Source organism: Streptomyces sp. NPDC051133, assembly GCF_040682635.1.
GTDB lineage: Bacteria > Actinomycetota > Actinomycetes > Streptomycetales > Streptomycetaceae > Streptomyces.
Window position 1 is genome coordinate 54,575 of record NZ_JBFBBK010000001.1, and the last position, 25,639, is coordinate 80,213.

23 protein-coding genes and 1 pseudogene are annotated in these 25,639 nt (G+C 74.7%); 9 read left to right on the forward strand and 15 right to left on the reverse strand.

Annotated features, from left to right (window positions below):
* Nucleotides 1-29: 29 nt before the first annotated feature.
* The 8 genes from AB0N17_RS00305 to AB0N17_RS00340 form a co-directional block, all read right to left on the reverse strand.
* On the reverse strand, nucleotides 30-1,424 hold the full coding sequence (locus AB0N17_RS00305; protein WP_366008787.1) for an amino acid permease: 1,395 nt from the start codon (nucleotides 1,422-1,424) through the stop codon (nucleotides 30-32).
* 208 nt (nucleotides 1,425-1,632) lie between these two features.
* Nucleotides 1,633-2,616, reverse strand: a complete 984-nt coding sequence (locus tag AB0N17_RS00310; protein WP_366008788.1) for an IS481 family transposase — start codon at nucleotides 2,614-2,616, stop codon at nucleotides 1,633-1,635.
* A gap of 103 nt (nucleotides 2,617-2,719) precedes the next feature.
* The gene (locus AB0N17_RS00315; protein ID WP_366009138.1) at nucleotides 2,720-3,415 is read right to left on the reverse strand and encodes a GntR family transcriptional regulator; all 696 of its coding nucleotides are present in this window, start codon (nucleotides 3,413-3,415) and stop codon (nucleotides 2,720-2,722) included.
* Between the two features lie 43 nt (nucleotides 3,416-3,458).
* The gene (locus AB0N17_RS00320) at nucleotides 3,459-4,460 is read right to left on the reverse strand and encodes a proline racemase family protein (RefSeq protein WP_366008790.1); all 1,002 of its coding nucleotides are present in this window, start codon (nucleotides 4,458-4,460) and stop codon (nucleotides 3,459-3,461) included.
* A 15-nt stretch (nucleotides 4,461-4,475) separates the two neighbouring features.
* Nucleotides 4,476-5,372, reverse strand: coding sequence for a dihydrodipicolinate synthase family protein (locus tag AB0N17_RS00325; protein WP_366008791.1), 897 nt, complete (start codon nucleotides 5,370-5,372; stop codon nucleotides 4,476-4,478).
* A gap of 73 nt (nucleotides 5,373-5,445) precedes the next feature.
* Nucleotides 5,446-6,837 (reverse strand): NAD(P)/FAD-dependent oxidoreductase, encoded by a 1,392-nt coding sequence (locus AB0N17_RS00330; RefSeq protein ID WP_366008792.1) that lies wholly within the window; start codon nucleotides 6,835-6,837, stop codon nucleotides 5,446-5,448.
* Nucleotides 6,830-7,132 (reverse strand): (2Fe-2S)-binding protein, encoded by a 303-nt coding sequence (locus AB0N17_RS00335; protein ID WP_366008793.1) that lies wholly within the window; start codon nucleotides 7,130-7,132, stop codon nucleotides 6,830-6,832. The genes AB0N17_RS00330 and AB0N17_RS00335 overlap by 8 nt, the downstream gene beginning before the upstream one ends.
* Nucleotides 7,129-8,295 carry an FAD-binding oxidoreductase gene (locus tag AB0N17_RS00340; RefSeq protein WP_366008794.1) on the reverse strand — a complete coding sequence of 389 codons (1,167 nt, stop codon included), beginning with the start codon at nucleotides 8,293-8,295 and terminating at the stop codon, nucleotides 7,129-7,131. The genes AB0N17_RS00335 and AB0N17_RS00340 overlap by 4 nt, the downstream gene beginning before the upstream one ends.
* Before the next feature lie 174 nt (nucleotides 8,296-8,469).
* Here AB0N17_RS00340 and AB0N17_RS00345 point away from each other — a divergent pair, with 174 nt between their 5' ends.
* The 4 genes and pseudogenes from AB0N17_RS00345 to AB0N17_RS00360 all read left to right on the forward strand — a co-directional run bounded on the left by AB0N17_RS00345 (nucleotide 8,470) and on the right by AB0N17_RS00360 (nucleotide 12,076).
* Nucleotides 8,470-8,613 (forward strand): hypothetical protein, encoded by a 144-nt coding sequence (locus tag AB0N17_RS00345; RefSeq protein ID WP_366008795.1) that lies wholly within the window; start codon nucleotides 8,470-8,472, stop codon nucleotides 8,611-8,613.
* 107 nt (nucleotides 8,614-8,720) lie between these two features.
* Nucleotides 8,721-9,608 carry a glutathione S-transferase C-terminal domain-containing protein gene (locus AB0N17_RS00350; protein ID WP_366008796.1) on the forward strand — a complete coding sequence of 296 codons (888 nt, stop codon included), beginning with the start codon at nucleotides 8,721-8,723 and terminating at the stop codon, nucleotides 9,606-9,608.
* 15 nt (nucleotides 9,609-9,623) lie between these two features.
* A pseudogene (locus AB0N17_RS00355) lies at nucleotides 9,624-10,108 on the forward strand (F420-dependent methylene-tetrahydromethanopterin reductase); the annotation flags it as partial.
* A gap of 243 nt (nucleotides 10,109-10,351) precedes the next feature.
* Nucleotides 10,352-12,076 carry a LuxR C-terminal-related transcriptional regulator gene (locus AB0N17_RS00360; protein WP_366008797.1) on the forward strand — a complete coding sequence of 575 codons (1,725 nt, stop codon included), beginning with the start codon at nucleotides 10,352-10,354 and terminating at the stop codon, nucleotides 12,074-12,076.
* A 10-nt stretch (nucleotides 12,077-12,086) separates the two neighbouring features.
* Here the strand turns inward: AB0N17_RS00360 and AB0N17_RS00365 are convergent, their stop codons facing one another.
* Entirely contained in the window at nucleotides 12,087-14,699 is a 2,613-nt protein-coding gene (locus AB0N17_RS00365) for a CHAT domain-containing tetratricopeptide repeat protein (RefSeq protein ID WP_366008799.1), read from the reverse strand.
* A gap of 76 nt (nucleotides 14,700-14,775) precedes the next feature.
* On the opposite strand from AB0N17_RS00365, the gene AB0N17_RS00370 reads away from it, so the two are divergent.
* The 3 genes from AB0N17_RS00370 to AB0N17_RS00380 are packed head-to-tail and all read left to right on the forward strand — an operon-like array spanning nucleotide 14,776 to nucleotide 17,314.
* Complete coding sequence (locus AB0N17_RS00370; RefSeq protein WP_366008800.1) at nucleotides 14,776-16,200, forward strand: S8/S53 family peptidase; 1,425 nt, start codon at nucleotides 14,776-14,778, stop codon at nucleotides 16,198-16,200.
* Complete coding sequence (locus AB0N17_RS00375) at nucleotides 16,197-16,835, forward strand: sigma-70 family RNA polymerase sigma factor (RefSeq protein ID WP_366008801.1); 639 nt, start codon at nucleotides 16,197-16,199, stop codon at nucleotides 16,833-16,835. Before AB0N17_RS00370 ends, AB0N17_RS00375 begins: the two co-directional genes overlap by 4 nt.
* Entirely contained in the window at nucleotides 16,832-17,314 is a 483-nt protein-coding gene (locus AB0N17_RS00380; protein ID WP_366008802.1) for a hypothetical protein, read from the forward strand. Before AB0N17_RS00375 ends, AB0N17_RS00380 begins: the two co-directional genes overlap by 4 nt.
* A 4-nt stretch (nucleotides 17,315-17,318) precedes the next feature.
* Here AB0N17_RS00380 and AB0N17_RS00385 read toward each other — a convergent pair whose 3' ends face one another.
* From AB0N17_RS00385 to AB0N17_RS00410, 6 genes are all read right to left on the reverse strand, one after another.
* Entirely contained in the window at nucleotides 17,319-18,545 is a 1,227-nt protein-coding gene (locus tag AB0N17_RS00385; protein WP_366008803.1) for a cytochrome P450, read from the reverse strand.
* 59 nt (nucleotides 18,546-18,604) lie between these two features.
* Entirely contained in the window at nucleotides 18,605-19,384 is a 780-nt protein-coding gene (locus AB0N17_RS00390) for an N-formylglutamate amidohydrolase (protein WP_366008804.1), read from the reverse strand.
* A 137-nt stretch (nucleotides 19,385-19,521) separates the two neighbouring features.
* Nucleotides 19,522-21,741 (reverse strand): NADP-dependent isocitrate dehydrogenase, encoded by a 2,220-nt coding sequence (locus AB0N17_RS00395; RefSeq protein ID WP_366008805.1) that lies wholly within the window; start codon nucleotides 21,739-21,741, stop codon nucleotides 19,522-19,524.
* 123 nt (nucleotides 21,742-21,864) lie between these two features.
* A complete protein-coding gene (locus tag AB0N17_RS00400) occupies nucleotides 21,865-22,260 on the reverse strand; it encodes a DUF4186 domain-containing protein (protein ID WP_366008806.1) in 396 nt (131 codons plus the stop codon).
* 40 nt (nucleotides 22,261-22,300) lie between these two features.
* The gene (locus tag AB0N17_RS00405; RefSeq protein ID WP_366008807.1) at nucleotides 22,301-22,615 is read right to left on the reverse strand and encodes an SHOCT domain-containing protein; all 315 of its coding nucleotides are present in this window, start codon (nucleotides 22,613-22,615) and stop codon (nucleotides 22,301-22,303) included.
* Between the two features lie 46 nt (nucleotides 22,616-22,661).
* Nucleotides 22,662-23,120, reverse strand: a complete 459-nt coding sequence (locus AB0N17_RS00410; protein ID WP_366008808.1) for a DUF6325 family protein — start codon at nucleotides 23,118-23,120, stop codon at nucleotides 22,662-22,664.
* A 190-nt stretch (nucleotides 23,121-23,310) separates the two neighbouring features.
* Here AB0N17_RS00410 and AB0N17_RS00415 point away from each other — a divergent pair, with 190 nt between their 5' ends.
* Both AB0N17_RS00415 and AB0N17_RS00420 read left to right on the forward strand, forming a co-directional pair.
* The gene (locus AB0N17_RS00415) at nucleotides 23,311-25,056 is read left to right on the forward strand and encodes an MFS transporter (RefSeq protein ID WP_366008809.1); all 1,746 of its coding nucleotides are present in this window, start codon (nucleotides 23,311-23,313) and stop codon (nucleotides 25,054-25,056) included.
* Between the two features lie 17 nt (nucleotides 25,057-25,073).
* Nucleotides 25,074-25,592 carry a hypothetical protein gene (locus tag AB0N17_RS00420; protein ID WP_366008810.1) on the forward strand — a complete coding sequence of 173 codons (519 nt, stop codon included), beginning with the start codon at nucleotides 25,074-25,076 and terminating at the stop codon, nucleotides 25,590-25,592.
* Nucleotides 25,593-25,639: the final 47 nt, after the last annotated feature.

Below are 25,639 nucleotides of genomic sequence, written 5' to 3' on the forward strand. Positions count from 1 at the left end.
GCACGCCCGTCCGCCGTGCGAGCGAGGGCTCATGCCTCCCGGTGCCGCAGGCGCCGGGCCGCCATCACGGCGTAGACGAGGATCCCCACGAACAGGAACAGCACGCCCTGATACACCGCCGCATAGCCGGCGCCCGCCATCAGCCAGACGGAGAACGCCGCCGCCACCGCGGTGATCACCGAGTCCCGCACCAGCCGTCCCCGGTCCACGGCGCGGCCCGAGACGAGGTGGAACAGCTGCGCGGCGGTGGCCAGCAGGTACGGCACGGTCGCGGTGAACGTGGTCACGAGGACCAGGACGTCGAAGACCTTCGCCGAGCCCGACAGGTAGTTGTACACCGTGAGCAGGGAGGACAGGACTACCGTGACGCCGACGCCGACCGTCGGCACACCCCGGCGGCGGCGGGCGAAGGCGGCCGGGAACAGGCCGTCCCGCGCGGCGGCGTACGGGGTCTGGGCGCTGAGCAGCGTCCAGCCGTTGAGGCAGCCGGTCATCGAGACCAGCGCGGCGAGCGCGACGGCCGTACCGCCCCAGCTGCCGCCGAACATCGTGTTCACGGCGTCCGAGAACGGCGCGGTCGAGGTCACCAGCCGGTCGTGCGCGACCGTGCCGAAGACGGACACCGTGCCCAGCAGGTACACCAGCGCGGCGCCGGCCGTGCCGATGACGGTGGCCCGGCCCACGTTGCGGCGGGCGTCGCGCACCTCGCCCGCGCTGACCGCGGCGGACTCGATCCCGAGGTAGGAGAAGAGCAGCAGGGCGGCGGACGCGGACACCGCGCCGATCGCGCCGTGACCGCTGGAGTTGAACGGCCCGAGCCGGGACGGGTCGAAGAAGAACAGTCCGCCCACCGCGACGAGCAGCAGCGGCACGAACTTCAGCACCGTGGACACCAGCTGGACGGCGCCCACGTAGCGGGTGCCGGCGAAGTTGGCGAGGGCGGGCAGCCACTGCAGGGCCAGGGCCGCCAGGCAGGCGGTGCCCTTGTGGCCGGCGACCGGGACCAGCACGTCGAGGTAGCCGACGGCGGCGACCGCGAGCGCGGCGTTCGACACCCAGGTGGTGATCCAGTACGCCCAGGCGGCGAGGAAGCCGGCGAAGTCGCCGAAGGCCTCGCGGGCGTAGACGTAGGGGCCGCCGGTACGGGGGTCACGGGCGGCGAGCCGGCCGAAGACGAGGGCCAGCGCGATGGCGCCGACGGTGAGGACGCCGAAGGCGACCAGGCTGACCGTCCCGTACGGGGCGATGGACGCGGGCAGCAGGAAGATGCCGCCGCCGATGATGTTGCCCATGACCAGCGCGGTGGCGACGGGCAGGCCGAAACGGCGGGCGTGCCTGCTGCCGGCGGGGCGGGGGTCCTCGACGGCAACCGCGACGGGTTCCGGGGCCGGAGCCGGCTGCGGAGCGGTTCCGGTGACGTGCATGGGTGGTGCGCCTCTCATCGAACAGATGTCCCGGGATCGCCGGGGCCCCGCCATGGTCCGGTATGCCCCCGCCCGCCGCAAAATCGCCGTTTCTTGTGCAGCCCGGACGCCCCGATGGTGCAAAAAATGCTCCGGCGCGGCGTCCGCACCGCGAGATGTCCGGCGCCCGGGGCGGATGCCCGCCATGCCCGGAGCGTCATCGCACGGTCTAGGTGTATTGACCCGCAGCGTTGTTGACGCGGCTGATGGGCGGGTGTCCGCCCAGTGCGGTGTGGCAGCGGTGGTGGTTGTAGGTGTGGAGGAAGTCTGCCAGGGCCTGGGTTCGCTCGTCGTTCGTCCGGTAGGGCCGCTGGTAGGCCCATTCGTCGAGCAGGGTGCGGTTGAAGCGTTCGACTTTGCCGTTGGTCTGCGGTCGGTAGGGCCGGATCTTCTTGTGGGTGATGCCGGCCGTGGCCAGCGTCTGGGTGAACAGGTTTGACTTGTAGCAGGAGCCGTTGTCGGTCAGGACCCGTTCGACGGTGATGCCGTGGGCGGCGAAGAAGGCGTTCGCCCGCTGCCAGAAGCCGGCGGCGGTTTCCTTGCGCTCGTCGGTGAGGACCTCGCTGTAGGCGAGGCGGGAGTGGTCGTCGACGGCGGAGTGGATGAACGAGTAGCCGATCACCGGCTTGCAACTGCGGCGTCGGTCGGTGGTGGCGAGTTTGTTGTCCATCGCCTGGCGGCGCTCCATGACTTTGTGGCCGCCGCCGTCGGGAATGTTGCCGAGCTTTTTGATGTCGACGTGGACGAGTTCGCCCGGCCGGGCGCGTTCGTAGCGGCGGACGATCGCTCCGGTGGGCCGGTCCAGCCAGGCCAGGCGGTTGAGGCCGTGGCGGGCCAGGATGCGGTGCACGGTGGAAGCGGGCAGGCCCAGAACCGGTCCGATGCGGGCCGGGCCGAGCTTGCGGTCGGTCCGCAGACGGCAGACTTGGGCCTCGACCGCGGGTGGTGTGCGGTGGGGTGTGGTTCGGGGCTTGCTGGGCCGGTCGTGCAGCCCGGCCTCGCCCTCGGCCCGCCAGCGGCGGATCCACTTGTGGGCGGTGGGCCGCGATATGCCCATCTCAGCCGCCACGTGCGCGACGGGCCGGCCGGACAGCACGCGTTCGACCAGGATCCGTCTGCCGTGAACGGTCAGGCGGGCATTACGGTGGGACACGAAGACCTCCGTGTGCGGTGCAGCTTAGACACCTCCACCACACCGGAGGTCTTCGCCATGATCAAGACCCCGGCCCTGTTAACAACGCTCGTGATTAATACATCTAGGTCGCCGGGGTGCCGTCGGCCCACAGGCTGCGTACGTGGCCCAGGTGCCGGGTCATGATCTCGTGGACGGCCTTCCCGTCGCGCTCCAGCAGGGCGTCGAGCAGTTCCAGGTGCTCCTGCGCCGAGGCGAGCAGCCGGCCCGCCTCCACCAGGGCGGTCAGGCCGTAGAGGCGGGAGCGGCCCCGCAGGTCGGCGACCACCTCGACCAGGTGCGCGTTGCCCGCCAGGGCGAGCAGGCCGAGGTGGAATCGGGTGTCGGCCTCGACGTAGGCGATCAGGTCGCCCGCCGCCGCGGCGGTGACGATCTCCCGGGCCGCCGGGCGCAGCGCCTCCAGCGACACCCGGTCGGCCGTGCGGGCCAGCTCCACCACCGTCGGGATCTCGATGAGCGCGCGGATGTGCGTGTACTCGTCCAGCTGCCGGTCGGAGACGGCGGTGACCCGGAAGCCCTTGTTGGGCACCGTGTCGACCAGCCCCTCCTTGGCCAGGTCCAGCATCGCCTCCCGCACCGGCGTCGCCGAGACGCCGAAGCGGGACGCGAGGGAGGGCGCCGAGTACACCTCGCCCGGGCGCAGCTCGCCGGCGATCAGCGCGGCGCGCAGCGCGTCGGCGACCCGCTCGCGGTAGCTGCTGCGGCGGCCACCGAGGCGGGGGAGGGCGGGCATCTGCGCGCCCTGCGTGTTCTGTGCCATGTCACGCGTCACCGGGGGAGTCTAGAGGACGGCTTGAGTGAGGCTAGAGGACGAATCCTTCCGGGAAGGGGTCGGTGGGGTCGAGGAGGTACTGGGCGGTGCCGGTGATCCACGCCCGGCCGGTGAAGCTCGGCAGGACCGCGGTGCGGCCCGCGACCCGCGTCGTGCCCAGCAGCCGTCCGGTGAACCGGGTGCCGATGAACGACTCGTTCACGAACTCGGTGTGCAGCGGGAGTTCGCCCCGCGCGTGCAGCTGGGCCATGCGCGCGCTCGTACCCGTACCGCACGGGGAGCGGTCGAACCAGCCCGGGTGGATGGCCATCGCGTGCCGGGAGTGCCGGGCGGTGGCGCCCGGCGCGTACAGGTGGACGTGGTGGCAGCCGTGGATGGACGGGTCCTCGGGGTGCACCGGCTCCGCCTCGGCGTTGATCGCCTCCATCAGGGACAGGCCGGCCGCGAGGATGTCGTCCTTGCGGGCGCGGTCGAAGGGCAGACCGAAGGCGTCGAGGGGGAGGATCGCGTAGAAGTTGCCGCCGTAGGCGAGGTCGTAGGTGACGGTGCGGCCGCCGGGCAGGGTGATCGTACGGTCCAGGGCGACGGCGAACGACGGCACGTTCCGCAGCGTCACGCCGCGCGCGGCGCCGTTCTCCACCGCCACCTCGGCGACCACCACCCCGGCCGGGGTGTCGAGCCGGATCGTGGTCACCGGCTCCGTCACCTCCACCATGCCCGTCTCCACCAGCACGGTGGCCACCCCGATCGTGCCGTGCCCGCACATCGGGAGGTAGCCGGAGACCTCGATGTAGAGCACGCCCCAGTCGCAGTCGGGGCGGGTCGGGGGCTGCAGGACCGCCCCGCTCATCGCGGAGTGGCCGCGCGGCTCGTTCATCAGCAACTGCTTGATGTGGTCGCGGTGTTCGCGGAAGTACAGTCGCCGCTCGTTCATCGTCGCACCGGGCACGGTGCCGATCCCGCCGGTGATCACGCGGGTCGGCATGCCCTCGGTGTGCGAGTCGACGGCGTGCAGGACGAGAGTGCTGCGCATGGACCGGCCTCCTTGTCAGACGAGCCCTGCGGCGACGGCCTTCTCGGTGGCCGCCCGGACCGCGGCCTCCTGCTCGGGCGGCAGCGGGAGGCGGGGCGGGCGCACCGGGCCGCCATACCGGCCGACGACGTCCATCGACAGCTTGATCGCCTGCACGAACTCCACCCGCGAGTCCCAGCGCAGCAGCGGGTGCAGCTGCCGGTAGAGGGGGAGCGCGGTGGTCAGCTCCCCGGCCACGGCGGCACGGTACAGCTCCACGCAGGCCCGCGGGAGCGCGTTGGGGTAGCCGGCCACCCAGCCCTTGGCGCCCGCCACGGCCAGCTCCAGCAGCACATCGTCCGCACCGATCAACAGATCCAGTTCCGGGGCGAGTTCGGCGATGCGGTAGGCGCGGCGGACGTCACCGGAGAACTCCTTCACGCCGTGGATGTGGCCCTCGCCGTGCAGCCGGGCGAGGAGTTCGGGCACCAGGTCGACCTTGGTGTCGACCGGGTTGTTGTACGCCACCACCGGCAGGCCGGTCCGGGCGACCTCCGCGTAGTGGGCGAGCACGGACCGCTCGTCGGCCCGGTAGGCGTTGGGCGGCAGCAGCATCACCGACGCGCACCCGGCCTCGGCGGCCTGCTCGGCCCAGCGGCGGGCCTCGGCGGAGCCGTACGCGGCGACGCCCGGCATCACCCGGTCGCCGCCGATCGCGGCCACGGCGGTCTCCACCACCCGGGCGCGCTCCGCCGGGGTGAGTACCTGGTACTCGCCGAGCGAGCCGTTCGGTACGACGCCGTCGCAGCCGTGTCCGACCAGCCAGGCGCAGTGCTCGGCGTAGCGGTCGTGGTCGATGGAGAGGTCCTCGCGCAGGGGGAGCGCGGTGGCCACGAGGATGCCACGCCAGGGTCGGTGCGGGGTCTGCGTCATGTGTCGTCTCCCATTTCGTAGGGTGTGACATACCACCGGGGTCCGGATGCCGTTCCTCGGCGGGCCGGAGGTTTTAGTCCGGCTCGGGCAGTGCGGCCAGGACGCCGAGCGGTACCGGCCGCGCGAGGGGCCGGCGTCCCGGCGTGAGCGGGCAGCCGGTCAGGCCCGCCACCCCGGGCGCGCACATCCGGCCCTGGCACCAGCCCATCCCGGCCCGGGTGAGCAGCTTCACGGCGCGCAGGTCCGTGGCACCGAGCGGGCCCGCGGCCGTGCGGACCTCGCCGGCGGTGACCTCCTCGCAGCGGCACACCACCGTCTCGTCCGGAACCCGGTCCGCCCAGCCCGACGGCCGGGTGTACACCGTGTCGAGCGCCGTGGCGAACGCCCGCAGTCGCGCCCTGGTGCGGGCCGCCGCGGCCCAGCGGCGCGGGTCGGGGACGCTGCCGTGCAGCCGGGCGGCGATCGAGCGCCCCGCGATGTGGCCCTCGGCGAGGGCGAGGGCCGCGCCGCCGATGCCGGTCGTCTCCCCGGCGGCCCAGACGCCGGTCACGTCGGTGCGCTGCTCGGCGTCGACCCGTACGTCCGTGCCGGACAGGGTGCAGCCCAGGGTCTCGGCGAGGTCGGTCTGCGGCAGCATGCCGTGGCCGACGGCGAGGGTGTCGCAGGGAATACGGCGGGCGCTGCCGGGCCGGGCCCGTCCGTCCCGGTCCAGGGCGGCGACGGTGACCGCCTCCAGCCGGTCCCCGCCGTGCGCCTCGACCACGGTGTGCCGGGCCAGGACGCGCACCCGGTGCCGCAGCAGCCGCCCCGCGTACCCGGCGCCTTCGGCGAGCTTGCCGGGCTCCGCGGCCAGGGCGGGCGTCCGGCGCAGCAGAGCCGTGGGCTCGGCGGACTCCACCAGCGCGGCCACGCGGGCCCCGGCCGCGGCGAGCCCGGTGGCCACCGGCAGCAGCAGCGGTCCGGTGCCCGCGACCACGGCCGTCCGGCCGGGCAGCACCAGTCCGCCCTTGAGCATGGCCTGCGCACCGCCCGCCGTGAGAACCCCGGGCAGCGTCCAGCCCGGGAACGGGAGCACGTACTCGTGGCCGCCGGTGGCGAGCAGCACGGCGTCGGCGCGGACGGTGACACCCTCCTCCTGGGCGGGGCCGCGCAGGGCGTGGACCCGCAGGCCGGCCGATCGCGCCTCCACGGACCAGACATGATGATCCGTCAGATGGCTGATCGTCCCGGCCTCGACGTGCCGGGCGAGTCCGTCCCGCAGCCGTTGCCAGGTGCGCCACTGGTGGTGCAGCGCCCGGGGCCGGCGGGCGCCGAGGGCGGCGGCGGGCTGCCGGTAGTACTGGCCGCCCGCCCGGTCGGCCGCGTCGACGAGGGTCACCCGGACGCCCCGTGCGGCCGCCGCCAGTGCCCCGGCGAGTCCCGCCGGACCCGCCCCGACGACGGCGAGGTGCGGTCGCTCAGCCATCCTCGTGCCCCGTCCCTTCCTGTGTGCGGATCACGTCGCCCGGGGTGACCGGCACCAGGCAGGCCCGCTGGTTCGGGCGGTCGTTGACGGTCACCAGGCAGTCGAAGCACACGCCGATCCCGCAGAACACCCCGCGGGGCCGGCCCCCGCCGCGGGTGCTGCGCCAGGCCGTCACGCCCGCGGCCCACAGCGTCGCCGCGACCGTCTGCCCGGGCAGCGCCCGCACGGGCCGCCCGTCGAAGGTGACGGTGAACGCGCCGCCCGGCCGGGCCCGCACCAACTCCAGGGGATTCACCGGCCGTCGCCTCCGTCCGTGCCGGGGTCGAACCGCTCCGGCCGGAACGGTGTGAGGTCCAGTTCCGCCGTCTTCCCGGTGAGAGTCCGGGCGATCAACTGCCCGGTGCCCGTAGCGAGTCCGATGCCGGCGCCCTCGTGCCCGCAGGCGTGGAACAGCCCGGGCGCCCGGGGATCGGGGCCGATTGCGGGGAGGTGGTCGGGCAGGTACGGCCGGAAGCCCGCGTACGTGCGCAGCGCGCGCACTCCCCGCAGGAAGGGGAACAGCCCGATCGCCCCGGCGGCCAGCGCCCGCAGCGCGGGAAGCGACAACGAGCGGTCGAAACCGACCCGTTCCCGGCTCGCGCCGATCAGCACCGGCCCGGCCGCCGTGCCCTCCACCACCGGCGAGGTGCGCAACGAGGCCGAGTCGCTGGCCACGTCGGCCACGTAGTCGGCCGCGTACACCTTGTGCCGGACCATGCGGGGCAGCGGCTCGGTGACGAGGACGAAGCCGCGCCGGGGGAGCACCGGCAGCCGGACGCCCGCGAGCGCCGCGAGGTCGCCGCCCCAGGTTCCGGCCGCGTTGACCACCGCCGGCGCGTGGATGTCCCCCCGGTCGGTACGGACCCCGAGCACCGCGCCGTCCGGCCCGCGCAGCACCCCGGTCACCGTGCGGCCCGTGTGCAGCCGGGCGCCGGACGCGCGGAGCAGGTGGGCGGCGGCCAGCGCCGGCATGACCTGGGCGTCCTGCGGATAGTGCATCCCGCCCGCCATGCCGGGCGACAAGTGCGGCTCAAGGCAGGAGAGTTCGTCGGAGGTGACCGGCTCGGCCACGACCCCTGCGGCCCGCTGGCCGCCGGCGAAGTCCCGCAGCGCGCCGAGGGTGCCGGGGTCCGAGGCGACCACGAGGCCGCCCTTGGCCTCGTACTCGATCGCCGCGCCCAGCTCCTGCGCCAGCCCTGCCCACAACCGGGCGGAGAGCAGGGCGAGATCGAGTTCCGGGCCGGGTTCCTTGTCGGAGACGAGCAGGTTGCCCTCGCCCGCGCCGGTGGTGCCGCCGGCCACCGGGCCCCGGTCCACCACACGCACGTCGAGGCCGGACCGCGCGGCGTACAGGGCACAGGCCGCACCCGTCATCCCGGCTCCGACGACCACGACATCGCAGGTCAGTCGCATCGCCACGCCAGTACTATGTCACATGTTCCTGCTTCTGAGGAGAGCGCTGCACGGTCGGCCGCGTCGTCGTCGCCCACCCGCGTCCGTCGTCCGGAGTCCCAGGCGTGGACGCCCCCTTGACGCCGCACGGGCCCGGATCGACACTCCTGGGAGCAAAGCCTAGTGAACAGGTAGGGAACCATGGTGCGCCTGGAGACGGCCCCCGGCCGAGCGGTCCGGACGCCGCCCCGCGTACCCCTGCTCACCTTCCGCCGCCACATCGACCTGCTGCGCGTCTGCAGCGCGCTCGGCCTTCCGCGCCGGGTGCCGGGCGCCGAGTACTGAGCACCGCGCACCGAGCCGGGCTCCGCGCACCGAGCGCCGAGCCCCGCCCGCCGGCCGGCGATGCCAGCCGGCGCGCCCAGCCGCACGTCCACGACCCGGGGAGACGCATGTCCACCACTCCGCTCGCCGCCGTCCCGTCCGTCCACCGCGGCGCACCCGTCTTCCGGGGCCGGCTCGGCCGGGACGCACGCAGCGGCCACCACGCCGTGCCCCACCGCTACCGGCTCCATCTGTCGACCGCGTCTCCCGACGGGCTGCGTCTCGCCGTCGGGCACAGCATCCTCGGCCTCGGCGACAGCTGTCCGGTCACCTTCCTGCCCGCCGTACCCGACTGTCCCGGCGGCGGCCACACGGCGCTGCGCCCGCTGTACGAGGCGAGCGCGCACCACTACACCGGACCCGCCCTCGCGCCCGTGCTCAGCGACGACTGGTCCGGACGCATCGTCAGCACCCACGCCCCCGACATCCTGCGCGACCTGGACCGCTTCCCGCGCGCCGGCGGTGCCGGCCTCCACCCCAGGGGCGCGCAGTCCGTGATCGAAGCCGTCGAGCGCATGTGCGCCGAGGGTGTCGAGGAGCCCGCCCAGCGCGCCGGACGGGCCGGTGCCGACCCGGCCGAGCGGGCCGCCGCACTGGAGGTGCTCCTCGACACCCTGGGCCGGCTGGAACGGGCGCTGAGCGGCGAGGACCACCTGGTCGACGGCCGGCTCACCGCCGCCGACGTCGCCCTGTGGGTGACCCTGGTGCAGCTCGACACCGTGCACCGCTGCCACCTCGACGCCTCCGCCGTGCAGCGCATCGCCGGCCACCGCGCCCTGTGGGCCTGCGCGCGCCGTCTCACCGCGCACCCCGCCTTCGGCCCGCACCTCGACCTCGACGGCATCGCCCGCCGCCACGACGGCCGGTGCCAGGGCCTGGAGGCGGCCGGAGCCGCCGTCCAGATCCTGGACTGGGCGAGCCTCGTCCCGGACACTCCGGACGCTTCCCGCAGGTGAGAGCCGGGCGGCAACGGCCGCCGGCCCGACCAGCTGCTCATCCTGCCCGCCGCGACCTTCGTCCTCGGCGACACCGACGCCGAGGCCGCCGAGCTCGCCCGCGAGGTGCGCCGGCAGCAGGTCAGCGGCGCCACCGCCCTCAAACACCTGGAGTTCGTCCGGACCGCGACCTGTCGGCCTACGACCCGGAGGGCCCGCTGCCCGACGTCGACCCGCTGGTCGGCGAGGAGCACATCTCCCGGGGCCGCGCCCAGGTGCGGATGTACCGGGACCCGGTCGCCATCGCCCGCGAGTGGCGGCAGCTCGCCGAGGCCAACAAGTGGTCGATCCGGGACCTGGTCATCACCCCCGGCGGCCTCGACGCCTTCGCCGACAAGGTCGTCCCCCTGCTCCAGGAACAGGGCGTCCTCCGCACGGACTACGAGGGCACGACCCCGCGCGACCACCTGGGCCTCGCCCACCCCGACGCCGCCGCCGCGCCCGAGCGGGCCGCGTCCTGAGACCCGTCGCCCTCCCCCCGGGACCCGCACCCGCCGGCCCGTGAGCACCGGCGTGGTCGCGGACGCCACCTCCCCCGTAGGTGACGTCCGCGACCGCTCCACCGGCGCCGGACCGATGGTCCCGCCCTCCGCCGAGGCGTCGGGTCGTGCGGCCAGAGTGCCCCTCCGCCGCTGCCGGGCGCCTGAGTCGAGGGCTACTCAAGTCGCCCTGTATCAAACCTGAGTACCCGCGCTCCGGATGATGTGAGGACTTACGAACAGGACGCGACGACCCTGGAGCCGCCCTGGCCGTTCACCGGCCGGGAGGACGAACTGGAGCTGGTGCGCGGCGCGCTGACCGCCGGGCGGCACGGCATCGTGGTGACCGGGCCGGCGGGCCACGGCAAGACCCGGCTGATCACCGAGGCGGTGCGGGGCACCGACCACGCCCGGGTGACCGGCACGCCCGAGGCCCGCGACCTGCCCTTCGCGGCGTTCGCACACCTGCTGCGCGACGGCGTCTCGGCGCACCGCGCGGTGCAGATCCTGTCCGCCTTCCGGCTGCTCGTCGTGGACGACGCCCACCTGCTGGACGAGGCCTCCGCCGCCGTGGTCCACCAGCTCGCCGTGCAGGGACGCACCCGGCTGGTCGTGGCCGCGGTGGACGCGCTCCCCACGCCCGGCGCGGTGTCCCGGCTGTGGACCGGGGAGCTGCTGCCCCGGCTTCCCCTCGCGCCGCTGCCCCGCGAGGACACCGCCCGGCTGCTCGCCCCGGCCGGCCTGGAGCCGCTCACCGTGCGCCGGCTGCACCACGTCTGCCAGGGCGACCTGCGGCTGCTGCGCGACCTGGTGGCGGCGCTCGGCGGCTGTGGACGGCTGGTCCCGGTGCCCGGCACCGGGGAGCGGGCCTGGCGGGGCGCGCTGCCGGTCACCCCGGCCGTGCGCGACCGGCTCGCCCCCCTGCTGCGGCGGCCCGCCCCCGGCGAGCGCGACACCCTGGAGCGGCTCGCGTTCGCCGAGCCGTCACCGCTGCCGCTGGACGGCCTCGACCTCGACGTCCTCGAACGCCTGGAGGCGGACGGGCTGATCGCCGTCGACGACCGGGACGGCGCCGTCACCCTCGCCCACCCCCTGTACGGCCCGGCCCTGCGCGCCACGGCCGGCCGGGTGCGCGCCCGCCGGCTGACCCGGGGGGCCGACGCGCACGGCCCGGCCGTGGACGCCGAACAGCGCCTGCTCCTGCGGCGGATCGAGGAGCTGGACGTCCGGGCGGTGCCGACGCCGGTGGGGGAGTGGCTGGTGGCTGAGGGCGCCGCGCTGCCGGCCGGGTACGCCGCCGTCCGCGCCCGGTACGCGCGCCTGCGGGGCGAGCTGCGGGACGCGGAGGCCTGGGCACGGGAAGGGCTGCGGCAGACGCCGCAGGACGCGCACTGCCGTGACGAACTCCGACTGGCCGTCGGGGAGTCGGCGCCGGCCGGGGGCGACGACGTCTACGCCCGCTACGACGCCGTACGCCTCGGCGCGCCCCAGCGGTGCGCCGGGCGGCTGCCGGCGGGCAGCGTGCTCGCACGGCACGCGGACGCGCTCGCCCGGGCGGACGGGGCCGCGCTGGACCGGGCCGCGCGGGACCTGGAGGAGCGCGGCTTCCTGCTGTTCGCGGCCGAGGCCCACGCGCAGGCCGTACGGGCCCATCGCGACCCGCGCGCCGCACGCCGTTCCCGGACCCGCGCGGTCGCGCTCGCCCGCCGCTGCCAGGGCGCGCGGACACCGGTGCTGGCCGGGCTCGTCCTCGGCGAACTCACCGCGCGCCAGCGGCAGATCGTCACGCTCGCGGCGGCCGGGCTGAGCAACCGGGAGATCGCCGAGAAGCTGACGCTGTCGGTGCGGACGGTCGGCAATCACCTGTACAGCGCGTACACGCGGCTCGGTACGGGAGACCGGGGGGCGCTGCCCTGGCTGGTGGAGCTGCCGGAGTGCGAGCCGGCGTGAGCCGCGTGCCTCAGGCCGCGCCGAACGCCGCGAACGCCCAGCCCGTCGCCTGGTGCACCGTGTCGCCGGGCAGCGCGGCACGGGCGTCGCGCAGGGCCTCGGCCAGGGACAGGCCGGTGTCGAGGCCCTTGTGCAGGGCGAGCATCAGCGGGACGACGGCCGCGTCGTTGACCGGGGCGCTGCTCGCCACCACCCCGGCCGTGCCCAGCGGCAGCAACGCCGTGACCAGGCCGAGGAGTTCGTCGGCGCCGACCGAGGCCAGACGGGCGGTGTCGCAGCTGGACAGGATGATCCGGTACGGGCTGCGGGCCAGGCGCTCGAAATCGTGCACGATCAGCGGTCCGTCGGTCATGCGCAGGGCGGAGAACAGCGGGCTGTCGGCGCGGAACGTGCCGTGCGCCGCGAGGTGCGCGAGGCCCGCGCCGTCGAGCTCCGCCAGCACCCGCGGCACCTGCGCGTCCTCGCCCTCCAGGACCGTCGCCGTGCCGTAGCGGTCCGCCAGCTGAGGCACCTCCGCGCCGCCCGTCGCCAGGCCGGGGCCGCGCACCAGCACGGCCCGGCCGTCCGGCGGCGGCTCGGTCTCCCGGGCGCGCAGCCAACTGCCCGCCGACGGCGACACGCTGAGCACCCGGTCGCGCAGCGCGGGCAGCAGCGCCCACGGCACCCGGTGCAGTGCCCCCGGCGGCACGATCACCACCGGACCCGGGCCGAGCTGCGCCGCGGCCCCGCCCAGCAGCAGTTCCTGCAGCCGCCGGCCCGCCGCCTCCACCAGCGGCAGCCGCGCCTCCGCCCCGGGGTGCGCGAGCCGGCGCAGCGCCGCCTGGACGTACTCGGCCTCGGCCACCGCCTCCACGAGCGGCCCGCCCGTGAACCGCCGCACCTTCCCCCGCCCGCACAGCAGGACGTGCACCCGGCCGTCGACCACGGCCAGTTCCACCAGCCGCCCGTCGCCGAGCCGGTCCAGCAGCCGGCCCGTGTCGAACCGGTCCCCCTCGTGCGGTGCCGCGCCGCGCATGTGGTGGGTGCGGGAGCGGATCTCCCTCTCCAGCCGCCGCTGTTCGCGCTCCAGCACGGGCACCGGGCGGCCCTCCCGGCGGGCGTCCTGCGCGCGGGCCGCTATCTCCCGGTAGGCGGTCAGGGTGCTCAGCAGCGCCGGGTCGGCGGGCGGCCGGGTCGGCGGCGCGGACAGCACGGTCGCCCGCCACCGCTCGCTCCACACCAGCAGCCGCCGCGGACCGCCCTGGGCGAGGCTCGCCTGCTGGGCCATCGCCGCCAGTTCGGCGCCCTGCGCGGTCGCGTGGGCGCGCAGCTCCGAGGCGCCCAGCGTCATCCGGTGGTCGTCCAGGACGTCGAGGCCGCGCCGGCAGGCCTCCAGCACGCCCCGCCGGGACCCGGCCGCCCGCGCCCGCAGCGCCTGCGCCACCCACCCCGAGACCCGGGGGACGGGCGGCCCGCCGTGCCGGCTGCGCGCCGCCACCGCCAGATGCCGTTCGGCGTCCGCCGTCCGGCCCAGGGCGAGCGCGATCCGGCCCGCGAGCAGCGACGCCTCCGGCGCGGCCGGTGAGCCGAAGGCGGTCAGCCGCTCGGCGACCGCCGCCGCGTCCGCGACCATCCGCCCGGACCGGCGACCGGCCGCCACCCGCGCCTCGATCAGCACCAGCCGGGCATGGGTCTCCCACCAGCCGCGCCGCTGCGCCGCGAACAGCCGCACGGCGACCGCGGCGCGGGCGATCGCCGTGGGCGCGTCCCCGGCCGACCGGGCGGCCCGCGCGGCGGCGAGCAGCAGCTCGGCCTTCCGGGTGGACTGCCCGCCGATCCGGTCCAGCAGCGCGATCGCCGCGTCCGCCTCGGCCAGCGCCTCCGGGGCGAGCCCCGCCGCCCTGAGCACCTCGCAGCGCCGCAGGGACAGCATGTACGTCGGGGTGCCGAGCTTCGCGTACCGCTCCTCGGCCTCGTCCAGCAGCCGCAGCGCCACCGGGATGTCCCCGGACCGGAACGCGGCCAGGCCCCGGCTCTCCACCACGTCGGCCTTGTCGTGCTCCTGGCCGGTGGTCTCCCACAGCCGCTCCGCCGCCGTGAAGTCCGCGACCGCACGGTCCACCGCGCCGAGCGCCAGATGCACCGTCGCCCGCAGGGTCAGCGCCCGCGCGGTCCAGATGTCGTCGGCGAGCTGTCTGAGCACCGGCAGCGCCCGCCGTACGTCCTCCAGCGCCTCCGGGTGACGCCCCAGCACCCACCACACGTAGGCCCGCCGGAACAGCACCCGGGCCCGCGTGTGCCCGCTGCCGCGCGCGACCCCCCGCTCGAACGACGCGAGCCCCTGCCGCGTGCGCCCCGCGTGCACCAGTGCGACCCCCAGGGTCGCGAGCACGTCCGCCTCCCGGTCGGCCGAGTCGGCGCGCGCGGCGAGGGACCGGGCCCGGCGCAGATGCCGCAGCGCGATCCTGAGGTCGCCGAAGTCCCGCTGCCAGATGCCGAGCACCTGGTGGGCGACGCTGGCGTGCAGCGGCGGCGGACCGGCCCGCAGGACCTGTTCCGCGCGCGCCCGGGCCTCGCCCGGGTCGGCGAACACCATGGGCAGCAGTTCGAGAACCGACTCGCTTCCCGCTGTCACGCCTCGCATGGTAGTGGCCTGCTGTATCAGACGGTGGCCCCGCGGCTCTCACTGCCGAACACCGTCTCCAGGGGGAGGACACGCCATGGCACCACAGCGATTCCACGAGCAGTTCGACCACATCCAGCGTTCCCTGCCCGAGGTCCCCCTGACGATGGGACCGCGGGAGGACACTCAACTCCTCTACGAGAGGGGCGTCGTCCTCGCCCGCGACGGCGAGGAGGCCCGGGTCGTCGAGGACGCCGTACGCGCCCACTTCACCGCCACCGCCGGCCTCCTCCCGGACCACGTGGGGCGGGTGAGCCCGCCGGCCCACCGCACCGGCGTCACCCGCATCCGGATCGCCGACCCGGCCGGGGGCGAGGACGCCGTCCCGCACGCCCTGCGCGCCCTGCGGGAGGCCGAGGGACGCGCGGGGCGCCGGCTGGTCGGACGCAACCACGTGGTGCACATCGCGGTCAACGCCTGCCCCGGCGACGAACCGGTACCCGTCCCGCGCACGCAGAGCCCCAACCCCGCCCCGGCGGACGGCGGTCACGACCCGGACACCGCGGTCGGCGTCCTCGTGATCGACACCGGCCTGGTGCACGACCACCGCTCCTACCCCCTGCTCGCCCACACCACGGGCGACGTCCAGCGCGCCGAGACCGACGGGGACGGCGTGCTCCACCAGTACGTCGGCCACGGCACGTTCATCGCCGGGATCCTCGCGGCCGTCGCCCCCGGCACCGACGTCACCGTCCGGGGCACCCTGAACGACGCGGGCGCCGTCCTGGAGTCCGAGTTCGGCGCCAGACTCTTCGAGGCCGTCGACCGGAGCGGCTGGCCCGACATCATCAGCCTCTCCGCCGGCACGCCCAGCGACGACCCGGACGGCCTGATCGGCCTGGACGCGTTCATGCGCGAACTCGGCGAGCAGCGCACCCTGCTGGTCGCCGCCGCCGGCAACAACGCCAGCGACGTGCCCTTCTGGCCCGCCGCCTACGCCGCCCTGCCCGCCCACGCGGACAGCGTGCTCTCGGTCGGGGCGCTCCGCGCGGACGGCGACGGCGAGGCCTGCTTCAGCAACCACGGCCCCTGGGTGGGGGTCTACGCCCCCGGCGAGCGTCTCACCAGCGCCCTCACCGGCTTCGGCACCCCCGTGCCGTACGTGTACCAGCACTCCACCTACGACACCTGCCGGTACGGCTTCGCCTACCCCTGCACCTGCCAGTACCCGCGCCACACCGGGCTGCTGAGCGAGGGCCGGGAGAGCACCGGTGCCAAGCCGGACCAGGTGATGTTCGACGGCCTCGCGCAGTGGAGCGGCACCTCCTTCGCCACCCCGGTCGTCGCGGGCCTCGTCGCCGCCCGCATGAGGGCGCACGGGGAGCGCGATCCGCGCGCCGCGCGCGCCGGGCTGCTGGCGGCCACCACCGACCGCGCCGAGGTGCGCGGGGCGCTTGTCCCGGTGCTCCGCCCGCCCACCTGGCGCCCGGTCCCGCTCCCGACCCCCGCGGTGCCCGCATGAGGGCCGGAACGCTCCGCTCCACGGCGTACGATGACCTGCCGTACACGAGGGGTGGAGCCGTGGACCGTACAGAGGTCGGCGCGTTGGTCCAGTCCGCCGTCGACGGGGACGCCGCGGCCTGGAAAGCGCTGGTGGAGGGCATGAGCCCGCTGGTGTGGTCGGTCGTGCGCGCCCACCGGCTCTCCGACGCCGACGGGCACGAGGTCTACCAGACGGTGTGGTTCCGCTTCGCCCAGCACCTGGGCCGGATCCGGGAACCCGACAAGGCCGGCGCCTGGCTGGCCAGCACCGCCCGGCACGAGTGCCTGAAGGTGCTCAAGAGCCTGACCCGGCTGACCCTGACCGACGATCCGCGCGTGCTCGACCGGGCCAGTGAGGAACGGACGCCGGAGGAGAGGCTGATCGACTCGCAGGACGAGGCGGACCGGGCCGAGCGGGCCCGCCGTCTGTGGCAGGAGCTGGACGGACTGGGGGAGCGCTGCAGGCAGTTGCTGCGTGTGCTGGTCTCCTCCCCGCCGCCCAGCTACCTGGAGATCTCGGCCGCGCTCGGTATCGCGGTCGGCAGCATCGGCCCGCTGCGCCAGCGCTGTCTGCGCCGGCTGCGGGCCCGGATGGACACGCGGGGTGCGGCATGAGCGGCGACGGTTCCCGGCCCGGGCCGGACGCCCCGGACCTCGGCGGGCCCGAAGAGGCGCTGCTGGAGGAGGAGTTGCGGCGGGCGGCCGGTGTCCTGGACCCCGTCCCCGCCGAACTGCTCCAGGTGGCGCTGGAGGCCTACGCGCTGCACGACCTCGACGCCGCGCTCGCCGAGCTGACCTTCGACTCGCTCGTGGACGCGCTCCCGGTGCGGGGCGTCACGGACGCGCCGCGCATGCTGACGTTCCGCGCGGGCGAGGTCACCGTCGACGTCGAGGTCACCGAGGACGGGCTGATGGGGCAGGTGCTGCCGCCGCAGTCGGCGCGGATCGAGGTGCTCGCCGGCCCGCGGACCGCGCGCCCGGTCGCCGTCGACTCCCTCGGCCGGTTCACCAGTGACACCCCGCCGGCCGGTCCGTTCGCGCTCAGGCTGCTCACCGGTGCGGAGGTGATCGTCACCGAGTGGCTGCGGGCCTGACGGCTCACCAGGTCACGGGCAGCGTCCGCGGCCCGCGGATCATCGTCCTGTGCCGCCACCGCACCTGCTCCGGCGGCACCGCGAGCCGCAGCCCCGGCAGCCGGTCCAGCAACGTGCCGACCAGCAGCTCGAGCTGCAGCCGGGCCGCGACCGCGCCGGTGCAGTGGTGCGGGCCGTGGCCGAACGCCAGGTGCGGGTTGGGGTCCCGGGCCGGGTCGATGGCGTCCGGGTCGGGAAAGACGTCAGGGTCGCGGTTGGCGGCGAGGTAGGAGACGTACACCGGCTCGCCCGCCGCGATCCGGCGGCCGGCGACCTCCACGTCCTCGAGCGCGATCCGGGCGAGCCCGACCGTGCTGCGGTGCGGGATGTGACGCAGCAGCTCATCCAGGACCGGGCCGCGCTCCTCAGGACGCGCCCGCAGACGCTCCATCAGCTCCGGCCGGGTCAGCGCCAGGAACAGCATCTGCCCGCAGTTGTGCGTGACCGCCTCGCCGCCGGTCTGCAGCGGGCCGGCGAGCCCGACGGCCTCCTCCTCGCTGATCTCCCCGCGCGCCACGGCGCTGCCGAGCAGCGCGTAGACGTCGTCGTCGGTGCTGGTGGCGCGGGCCCGGACGATCGACCGGATCCAGCCGTACAGACCGGTCTTGGCGCGGTCGGCGGCCTCGGCCCCGTGGGTGGAGATGATCTCCCGGGTCCAGGCGTGCACCTGCTGCCGGTCGGCGGCCGGCACCCCCATCACCTCGCTGACGACGGCGAGCGGGAACGGCTCCAGCACCCGCTCGACCAGGTCGGCGGGCGGGCCGTCCCGGACGACCCCGTCCACCAGCTCGTCGAGGATCCGCTGCGCCCGGGGCCGCAGCCGTTTCATCGCACCCACCGTGAAGGCGCCGGCGACCGGCCCCCGCAGCCGGTGGTGGTCCGGCTGGTCGGCCCAGGCGAGCGAACCCGGACGCGGCGCGAAGCCCGGGGCGAGCCGGGTGACCTGACGGCGGGTCACCTCCGCGCGGCTGAACCGCGGATCGTCGGTGATCAGCCGTACGTCCTCGTAGCGGGTGGCCAGCCACGCCCAGCCCTCGCCGAACGGCAACCGGATCCGGGTCAGCGGGCCTTCGCGCATCAGCTCGGCGAGCACCGGGTCGAAGCCCGTCCCGTCCAGGTCGAGCGCGGGCCAGTCCCGGACGGGTGGCGGCGGCTCCTGGCCGGTGGGCGTGCTGCTCTGCGCGGCTCTCATGCCCTCCACCCTGGTACGCCGCACCGCCCCTGTCCTGCGCAAGTGCTCCGGCCGGAGGGCTACAGGGAGTCGACGAGCGCGGCCAGCGCGGAGGCGAGCCGGTCGAGCCCCGGGCCGGCGGGGCCGCCCGGCTCGGCCATGTAGGTGTCCCGCCGTATCTCCACCATCAGGGCGTGGACCCGGGCGTCCGTGCCGTAGAACTCCAGCGGCACGTACGTCCCGGCGAACGGGCTGTCCAGCCCCGTCTCCCCGCAGACCGCGAACGCCTCGCGGGCCGCCTCGGTCAGCTTCGGCGGGGTGTGGAAGGCGTCCGTGCCCAGGCACACCGGCGGGCGCGGCCCGCCTCCGTGCAGCTCGTAGGGCAGCGGCGCGGTCGGGTAGGAGTGCACGTCGATCACCACGGCCCGCCCGGTCGCGGCCAGCCGTCCGGCGACCGCCTCGGTCATGGCGGCGGCGTACGGCCGGAAGTACCGCTCCAGCAGCGGCTCCGGGTCGGTGCCGGCGGGCCGCAGCTCGTCCCGGTGCGTGGTCCGCGTGTACACGGCCCCCATCCCGACGGCCGCCATCTCCTCCCGCTCGTCCGGGAACCGCTCGGGGTCCACGACCAGCCGGGACAGCCGGTTGACGAACCGCCACGGGGTCACCCCGGCCAGCGCGGCGGCCCGCCCGGCCAGCTCCGCGGTGTGCGCGTCCGTGATGTGGTCCAGCTCCCGCTCCAGCGCCTCGTCGTCCAGCCCGATCCCGGCGCGCACGTCCGCGGGTATGTTCCGCGCGGAGTGCGGCACGTGCAGCAGCACGGACGAGCCGGGGTCACCGGCCAGGACGTCGAAGGAGGACACGGGCGGCTCCGGGGGTGTCGTCGGTGGTCCGGTGCGCGACCGAGGGGTCGGACCGGACGTGATACGACTCCGCCCCGGCCGGGGAAGCCGGCCGGGGCGGAGGGGTGTTCATGGGGGCGGCTCGGGTGCCGCGGGTGCTAGCTCAGGGACGCCAGGGCCTCGTTCCAGGTGGCCGACGGGCGCATGACCGCGTCCGCCTTGGCCTTGTCGACCTGGTAGTAGCCACCGATGTCGGCGGGCTTGCCCTGGATGGCGATCAGCTCGTCCACGATCTGCTGCTCGTTCGCCGCGAGGGTCTCGGCGAGCGGCGCGAAGGCCTTGGCCAGGTCGGCGTCGTCGGTCTGCTGCGCCAGCTCCTGCGCCCAGTACAGGGACAGGTAGAAGTGGCTGCCGCGGTTGTCGATGCCGCCGACGCGACGGGTCGGGGACTTGTCCTCGTTGAGGAAGGTCGCCGTGGCGCGGTCGAGGGTGTCGGCGAGGACCTTGGCGCGGGTGTTGCCGGTGGCCGTCGCGTACTGCTCGAAGGACGGGACGAGCGCGAAGAACTCACCGAGGGAGTCCCAGCGCAGGTAGTTCTCCTTGACCAGCTGCTGGACGTGCTTGGGCGCGGAGCCGCCGGCGCCCGTCTCGAACAGGCCGCCGCCCGCCATCAGCGGGACGACCGACAGCATCTTGGCGCTGGTGCCCAGCTCCAGGATCGGGAAGAGGTCGGTCAGGTAGTCGCGCAGCACGTTGCCGGTCACCGAGATGGTGTTCTCGCCGCGGCGGATGCGCTCCACCGACAGCTTGGTGGCCTCGACCGGGGACAGGATCTTGATGTCCAGGCCCTCGGTGTCGTGCTCCGGCAGGTACTGGCGGACCTTGGCGATGAGCTGCGCGTCGTGGGCGCGGTTCTCGTCCAGCCAGAACACCGCCGGGTCGCCGGTGGCGCGGGCGCGGGTGACGGCCAGCTTGACCCAGTCGCGGATCGGGTCGTCCTTGGTCTGGCAGGCGCGGAAGATGTCACCGGCGGCGACCGGCTGCTCGATCAGCACGGTGCCCGCGGCGTCGACGACACGGACCGTGCCGGCCGTGGCCAGCTCGAAGGTCTTGTCGTGGGAGCCGTACTCCTCGGCCTTCTGCGCCATCAGGCCGACGTTCGGCACCGAGCCCATGGTGGACGGGTCGTAGGCGCCGTGGGCGCGGCAGTCCTCGATGACGGCCTGGTAGACACCGGCGTAGGAGGAGTCCGGGATCACGGCGAGCGCGTCGTGCTCCTGGCCGTCCGGGCCCCACATGTGGCCGGAGGTACGGATCATCGCCGGCATGGAGGCGTCGATGATGACGTCCGACGGCACGTGCAGGTTGGTGATGCCCTTGTCGGAGTCGACCATGGCGAGGGCCGGGCCCTCGGCGATCTCCGCGTCGAAGGAGGCCTTGATCTCGGCGCCCTCGGGCAGGTTCTCCAGGCCCTTGAGGATGCCGCCGAGGCCGTCGTTCGGGGTCAGGCCGGCCGCCTTGAGGGTCTGGCCGTACCGCGCGAACGTCTTCGGGAAGAAGGCGCGCACCACGTGACCGAAGATGATCGGGTCGGAGACCTTCATCATCGTGGCCTTCAGGTGCACGGAGAACAGGACGCCGTCCTGCTTGGCGCGGGCGACCTGCGCGGCGAGGAACTGCTCCAGCTCGGCGACGTGCATCACGGAGGCGTCGACGACCTCGCCCTCGCGGACCGGCACGGACTCCTTCAGGACGGTGGTGGTGCCGTCCTCGCCGACCAGCTCGATCTTCAGCGTGCCGGCCTCGGCGATCACCACGGACTTCTCGGTGGAGCGGAAGTCGTTCTCGCCCATGGTCACCACGTTGGTCCTGGACTCGCCGCTCCAGGCGCCCATGCGGTGCGGGTGGGTCTTGGCGTAGTTCTTCACCGACGCGGGGGCGCGGCGGTCGGAGTTGCCCTCGCGCAGGACCGGGTTTACCGCGGAGCCCTTGATCTTGTCGTAGCGGGCGCGGATCTCGCGCTCCTCGTCGGTCTTCGGGTCGTCCGGGTAGTCCGGCAGCGCGTAGCCCTTGCCCTGGAGCTCGGCGACGGCGGCCTTGAGCTGCGGGATGGACGCCGAGATGTTCGGCAGCTTGATGATGTTGGCCGCGGGGGTCTTGGCCAGCTCGCCCAGCTCGCCCAGCGCGTCGGCGATGCGCTGGTCCTCGTTCAGGTACTCAGGGAAGACGGCGATGATGCGCCCGGCCAGCGAGATGTCCCGGGTCGTCACGGGCACACCGGCCTGCGAGGCGTACGCCTGGATCACCGGCAGGAACGAATGCGTCGCCAGGGCCGGGGCCTCGTCTGTGTAGGTGTAGATGATGGTCGAGTCAGTCACCGGGTGCTCCGCTCCACGTCTGCAACATTGCTCGACATCAAGATATCTCGTGACGGGGGCCGGCTCGACAGGGGTCCCGGCCGGACGGGGCGGCGCGCCGCCGCGACCGGTTCCGGCCGGGCCCTACGGCGCGTCCGTCATCTCGCGCTCGATCCAGCGGCAGATCACGTCCACCACGTACACGTGCTCGGCGCGGGTCAGCTCCCGCCCCTTCGGGATCCCGTGCCACCGCTGCAGACACCCGCGGCAGCAGGTGGCGGTCGCGTGCTGGGCGACGAAGACCGGGTGCCCGCGGTACGGCGTCTGCTTGCCGTCCTTGTACGGCTCGGCCGGGGCCAGCCGCTTGGCGATCAGGTCGTAGGCGTGCCACCGGAGGGTCGCCGGACCCTTCAGCCCGGCCGTCGCCCGGTCCCGGCCGCGCAGGTGGAACCGGGCCCGGAACGGCTGGCGGCCGATGGCGTCCAGGCGCCGGTCGAGGGAGCGGCGGTCGGGCGAGCGGGGGTCGGGCGATGCGGTCATACCGCTTCGAGCGTAGACCGTGGCGCGACACGACCGGGGCTCAGCCCAGGAGCGCGCGCTTCTGATTCTGGAACTCCTCGTCCGTCAGGACGCCCTGCGCCTTCAGGTCGGCCAGCTGCTTGAGCTGATCGATCTTCTGGGTCATGGGGTCGGCGGCCGCGGCCGGCGGCGCGGCGGGAGGCGGCGGCGGCGCGGCGGGCGCGGGTGGCGCCTGCTGGGCGTACTGCGCCCGTTCCTGTTCGTAGTCCTGCTGGGCCCACCGGCCGGCCTGCCGCCGCGAGACGCGGTTGGACACGGCGGTGGCGGTTCCGGCGACGACGGCGGTGCGTGCGACGCCCCGAAGCAGTCCTGGCATGTTCGGTCATCTCCCATCGGGTCCGTGCGCGGTGCGCGGTGCCGGTTCAGGCCACCGCCGAGCCGCCGGGCGGCACCGTCTCCTCCGTGGCGTCCAGCGCCGCCACCAGGGCCTGCACCGGGATGCGGCCGTTCGCGACGAGCTGTGCCCCGCTGCGCCGGAGCGCGGCGGCCAGGGGAGCGGCCCACAGGTTCTCGTACACGAGCACCGCGGCCGCGTTGCCCGGCTCCAGCGCGTTGGCCGCCTCCTCCAGGTCGCTCTGATCGAGCACGCCGGCCGAGGCCCCCTCGAAGACCGACAGATCCATCTCGTCGCCGAGGTCCCGCAGCTCCAGTCCGACGACCGAGCCGTCGGTCTCCTTGCGGACGAAGGCGAGGTCGATGATGCGGACGATGCCGCGGTCGACGAGATCGACCAGCAGCGGGAACGCCTCGCCCGTCATGCGGTTGCCGGGGAACTCGATGACCAGGTAGTCGACCGGGCCCATCTCTTCGACGCTGTCCATGGATTCTCCTCACGAGACGCGTGGGAGCCGTACCAGGCCCGCCCGGCGCCCCCCGGCAGCGGCCCGCGGCCGACGCTCGTCGCCCCCCGTTGCCCTACCAGTGCACCATGCGGCGCGAGGGCCCGCACACGTAACGGGCGGCGCACCGGGCGGGGGGAAGGACCCGCGCCCGCGGGTTCCCCCGTGACGGGTGAGGCGCGGACGGCGGACCCGGCGCTTGCATGAGGGGGGCGGCCGGAGACACCGGGAGGCCGCCGTCGACGGGGCCGTGCGAGGGCCCGGGAACACGGGGGAGGTGGTGGACACCGTGGGACGCTGGCGAGCCCTGATGGTCCTGGGGACGGCCCAGTTCCTGATGGTCCTGGACACGTCGGTCATGAACGTCTCCATCAGCCGGCTGGTGGAGGACTTCGACACCGAGGTCACCGCCATCCAGGCCGTCATCACGCTGTACGCGCTGGTCATGGCCGCATTCATGATCATCGGTGGCCGGCTGGGCGACATCCACGGCCGCCGCCGGCTGTTCCTGCTCGGCCTGATCGTCTACGGCACCGGTTCGGCCCTCACCGCCGTGGCGCCCACCCTGTGGGTGCTCGCTCTGGGCTGGTCGGTGATCGAGGGACTCGGCGCCGCGATGGTGCTGCCCGCCATGGCGGCCCTGGTCGCCGAGACCTACCGCGGCAGGGACCGGGCCGTCGCCTACGGGGTGATCGGCGGACTGGCGGGGGCCGGCATCGCGGTGGGTCCGCTGCTCGGCGGCTGGGTCACGACCTATCTGACCTGGCGGCTCGTCTTCGCGGGCGAGGTCGTGGTCGTCGCCGTCGTCCTGATGTGCCACCGGGTGATCAAGGAGGCCGCGCGGACCGGGCCGCCGCCCAGGCTGGACGGCGTCGGCGCGGTCCTCTCGGCGGCCGGGCTGGGGCTGGGCGTACTCGGGGTGCTGCAGAGCAGTTCCTGGGGCTGGGTGCAGCCACGCAATGCGCCCTTCACCGTGCTCGGCTTCGCCCCCACCCTCTTCGTCGTCGCCGCCGGCGTGGCCGTACTGGCCCTCTTCGCGCGCTGGACCCGCCGGCGTGAGGCCGCGGGCGCGGACCCCCTGGTGCACCTGTCCCTGCTGCGCCGGCCGCCCCTGCGCTCCGGTCTGCTCACCCTGCTGAGCCAGAACCTGATCCTGCTCGGGCTGTTCTTCACCATCCCCCTGTACCTGCAGGTCGTCCAGGGCTTCGACGCCTTCGAGACCGGGCTCAGGCTGCTGCCGGTGTCCGCCACGATGCTCGTCACCTCCCTCGGCGCCGCCCGGCTCGGCCGCAGCATGGGGCCGCGCCGGGTCGTCCGGCTGGGCCTGCTGACGCTGGCCGCGGCCATCGTGTGGCTGCTGGCCACCATCGATCCGGCGATCGACGACGCGCAGTTCGCCGGGGCGATGGCGGTGCTCGGCATCGGCATGGGGCTGCTCGCCTCCCAGCTGGGCAACGTCGTGCAGTCCGGCGCGGGCGAGGCCGAACGCAGCGAGGCCGGCGGCCTGCAGTTCACCGCGCAGAACCTCGGCTCGGCGCTGGGCACCGCGCTCATCGGTTCGATACTCATCGGCGCGCTGGCCCACGCGTTCACCTCGGAAGTGGAGGCCCACCCCCAGCTGTCGTCCCGGACCCGGCAGCAGACCGGTGTCCGCCTGCAGGCCGGGATCACCTTCGTGCCCACCGACCAGGTGCGCGCGGCCGCCCGGAGCGCCGGACTGCCGCCCGCCGAGGTCGACGCCCTCACGGACGCGTACGCCTCGGCACAGCTCGACGGCCTGAGGGCGGCGATCCTGGCCGCCGGCGGGATCACGCTCGCGACCTTCCTGGTCACCCCGCACCTGCCGTCCCTCCCGCGCCGCCGCCCGCAGCCGTCGCAGGACGGCGAGCCGGCCGACGTGGCCGGCGCCGTGGACTGAGCGGAAAGGCCACCGGGATGCCCTCGACCGGCCGCGCCCCCGTCCGGGAACGCCGCACCGAACACGACGCTCACGCCGACTACACGGGTGCGGTGTACGGGTCGATGCTCGCGGCGTCGGTGGTGATCGGCGCGGGCGCCCTGGGGAAGTTCCCCCGGCTGGAACTGGTGCTGCTGCTGTCGCTCACCGGCCTCGTCTTCTGGATCGGACACGTCCATGCCCAGCTGTTCGGGGCCCGCCTCGCGCAACGGTCACTGGACCGGCCGACCGTGCTGCGCGTGTGCCGCGAGGAGTGGCCGATCGTCGAGGCGGCCGTCCCGCCGGCCCTCGCCGTCGCCGTCAGCCCGCTGCTCGGGCTGGACGTCGCCGGGGCGATCTGGCTGGCGGTCGCCGTCGCCGTGACCGGCCAGGTGGGCTGGTCCGCGGTCGGCGCACGGCGGGCGGGAGCGTCGTGGCCCCTGGTCGCGGGCACCGCCGCGGTCAATCTGCTGCTGGGGCTGGCCATCATCGCGTTCAAGATCGCTCTGACGCACTGAGTTCCGGGGGCCCGGCTCACCTGCGCCGGGTGAGGCCCGGTGCGGCG

Coding starts and splice junctions, on each gene's coding strand:
- AB0N17_RS00320 (WP_366008790.1), bottom strand. CDS start 4,460: ATGCGCAGCACTCTCGTCCTGCACGCCGTCGACTCGCACACCGAGGGC.
- AB0N17_RS00370 (WP_366008800.1), top strand. CDS start 14,776: ATGGCACCACAGCGATTCCACGAGCAGTTCGACCACATCCAGCGTTCC.
- AB0N17_RS00405 (WP_366008807.1), bottom strand. CDS start 22,615: ATGCCAGGACTGCTTCGGGGCGTCGCACGCACCGCCGTCGTCGCCGGA.
- AB0N17_RS00315 (WP_366009138.1), bottom strand. CDS start 3,415: ATGGCACAGAACACGCAGGGCGCGCAGATGCCCGCCCTCCCCCGCCTC.
- AB0N17_RS00380 (WP_366008802.1), top strand. CDS start 16,832: ATGAGCGGCGACGGTTCCCGGCCCGGGCCGGACGCCCCGGACCTCGGC.
- AB0N17_RS00400 (WP_366008806.1), bottom strand. CDS start 22,260: ATGACCGCATCGCCCGACCCCCGCTCGCCCGACCGCCGCTCCCTCGAC.
- AB0N17_RS00325 (WP_366008791.1), bottom strand. CDS start 5,372: ATGACGCAGACCCCGCACCGACCCTGGCGTGGCATCCTCGTGGCCACC.
- AB0N17_RS00365 (WP_366008799.1), bottom strand. CDS start 14,699: ATGCGAGGCGTGACAGCGGGAAGCGAGTCGGTTCTCGAACTGCTGCCC.
- AB0N17_RS00305 (WP_366008787.1), bottom strand. CDS start 1,424: ATGCACGTCACCGGAACCGCTCCGCAGCCGGCTCCGGCCCCGGAACCC.
- AB0N17_RS00385 (WP_366008803.1), bottom strand. CDS start 18,545: ATGAGAGCCGCGCAGAGCAGCACGCCCACCGGCCAGGAGCCGCCGCCA.
- AB0N17_RS00350 (WP_366008796.1), top strand. CDS start 8,721: ATGTCCACCACTCCGCTCGCCGCCGTCCCGTCCGTCCACCGCGGCGCA.
- AB0N17_RS00410 (WP_366008808.1), bottom strand. CDS start 23,120: ATGGACAGCGTCGAAGAGATGGGCCCGGTCGACTACCTGGTCATCGAG.
- AB0N17_RS00420 (WP_366008810.1), top strand. CDS start 25,074: ATGCCCTCGACCGGCCGCGCCCCCGTCCGGGAACGCCGCACCGAACAC.
- AB0N17_RS00345 (WP_366008795.1), top strand. CDS start 8,470: ATGGTGCGCCTGGAGACGGCCCCCGGCCGAGCGGTCCGGACGCCGCCC.
- AB0N17_RS00330 (WP_366008792.1), bottom strand. CDS start 6,837: ATGGCTGAGCGACCGCACCTCGCCGTCGTCGGGGCGGGTCCGGCGGGA.
- AB0N17_RS00375 (WP_366008801.1), top strand. CDS start 16,197: ATGAGGGCCGGAACGCTCCGCTCCACGGCGTACGATGACCTGCCGTAC.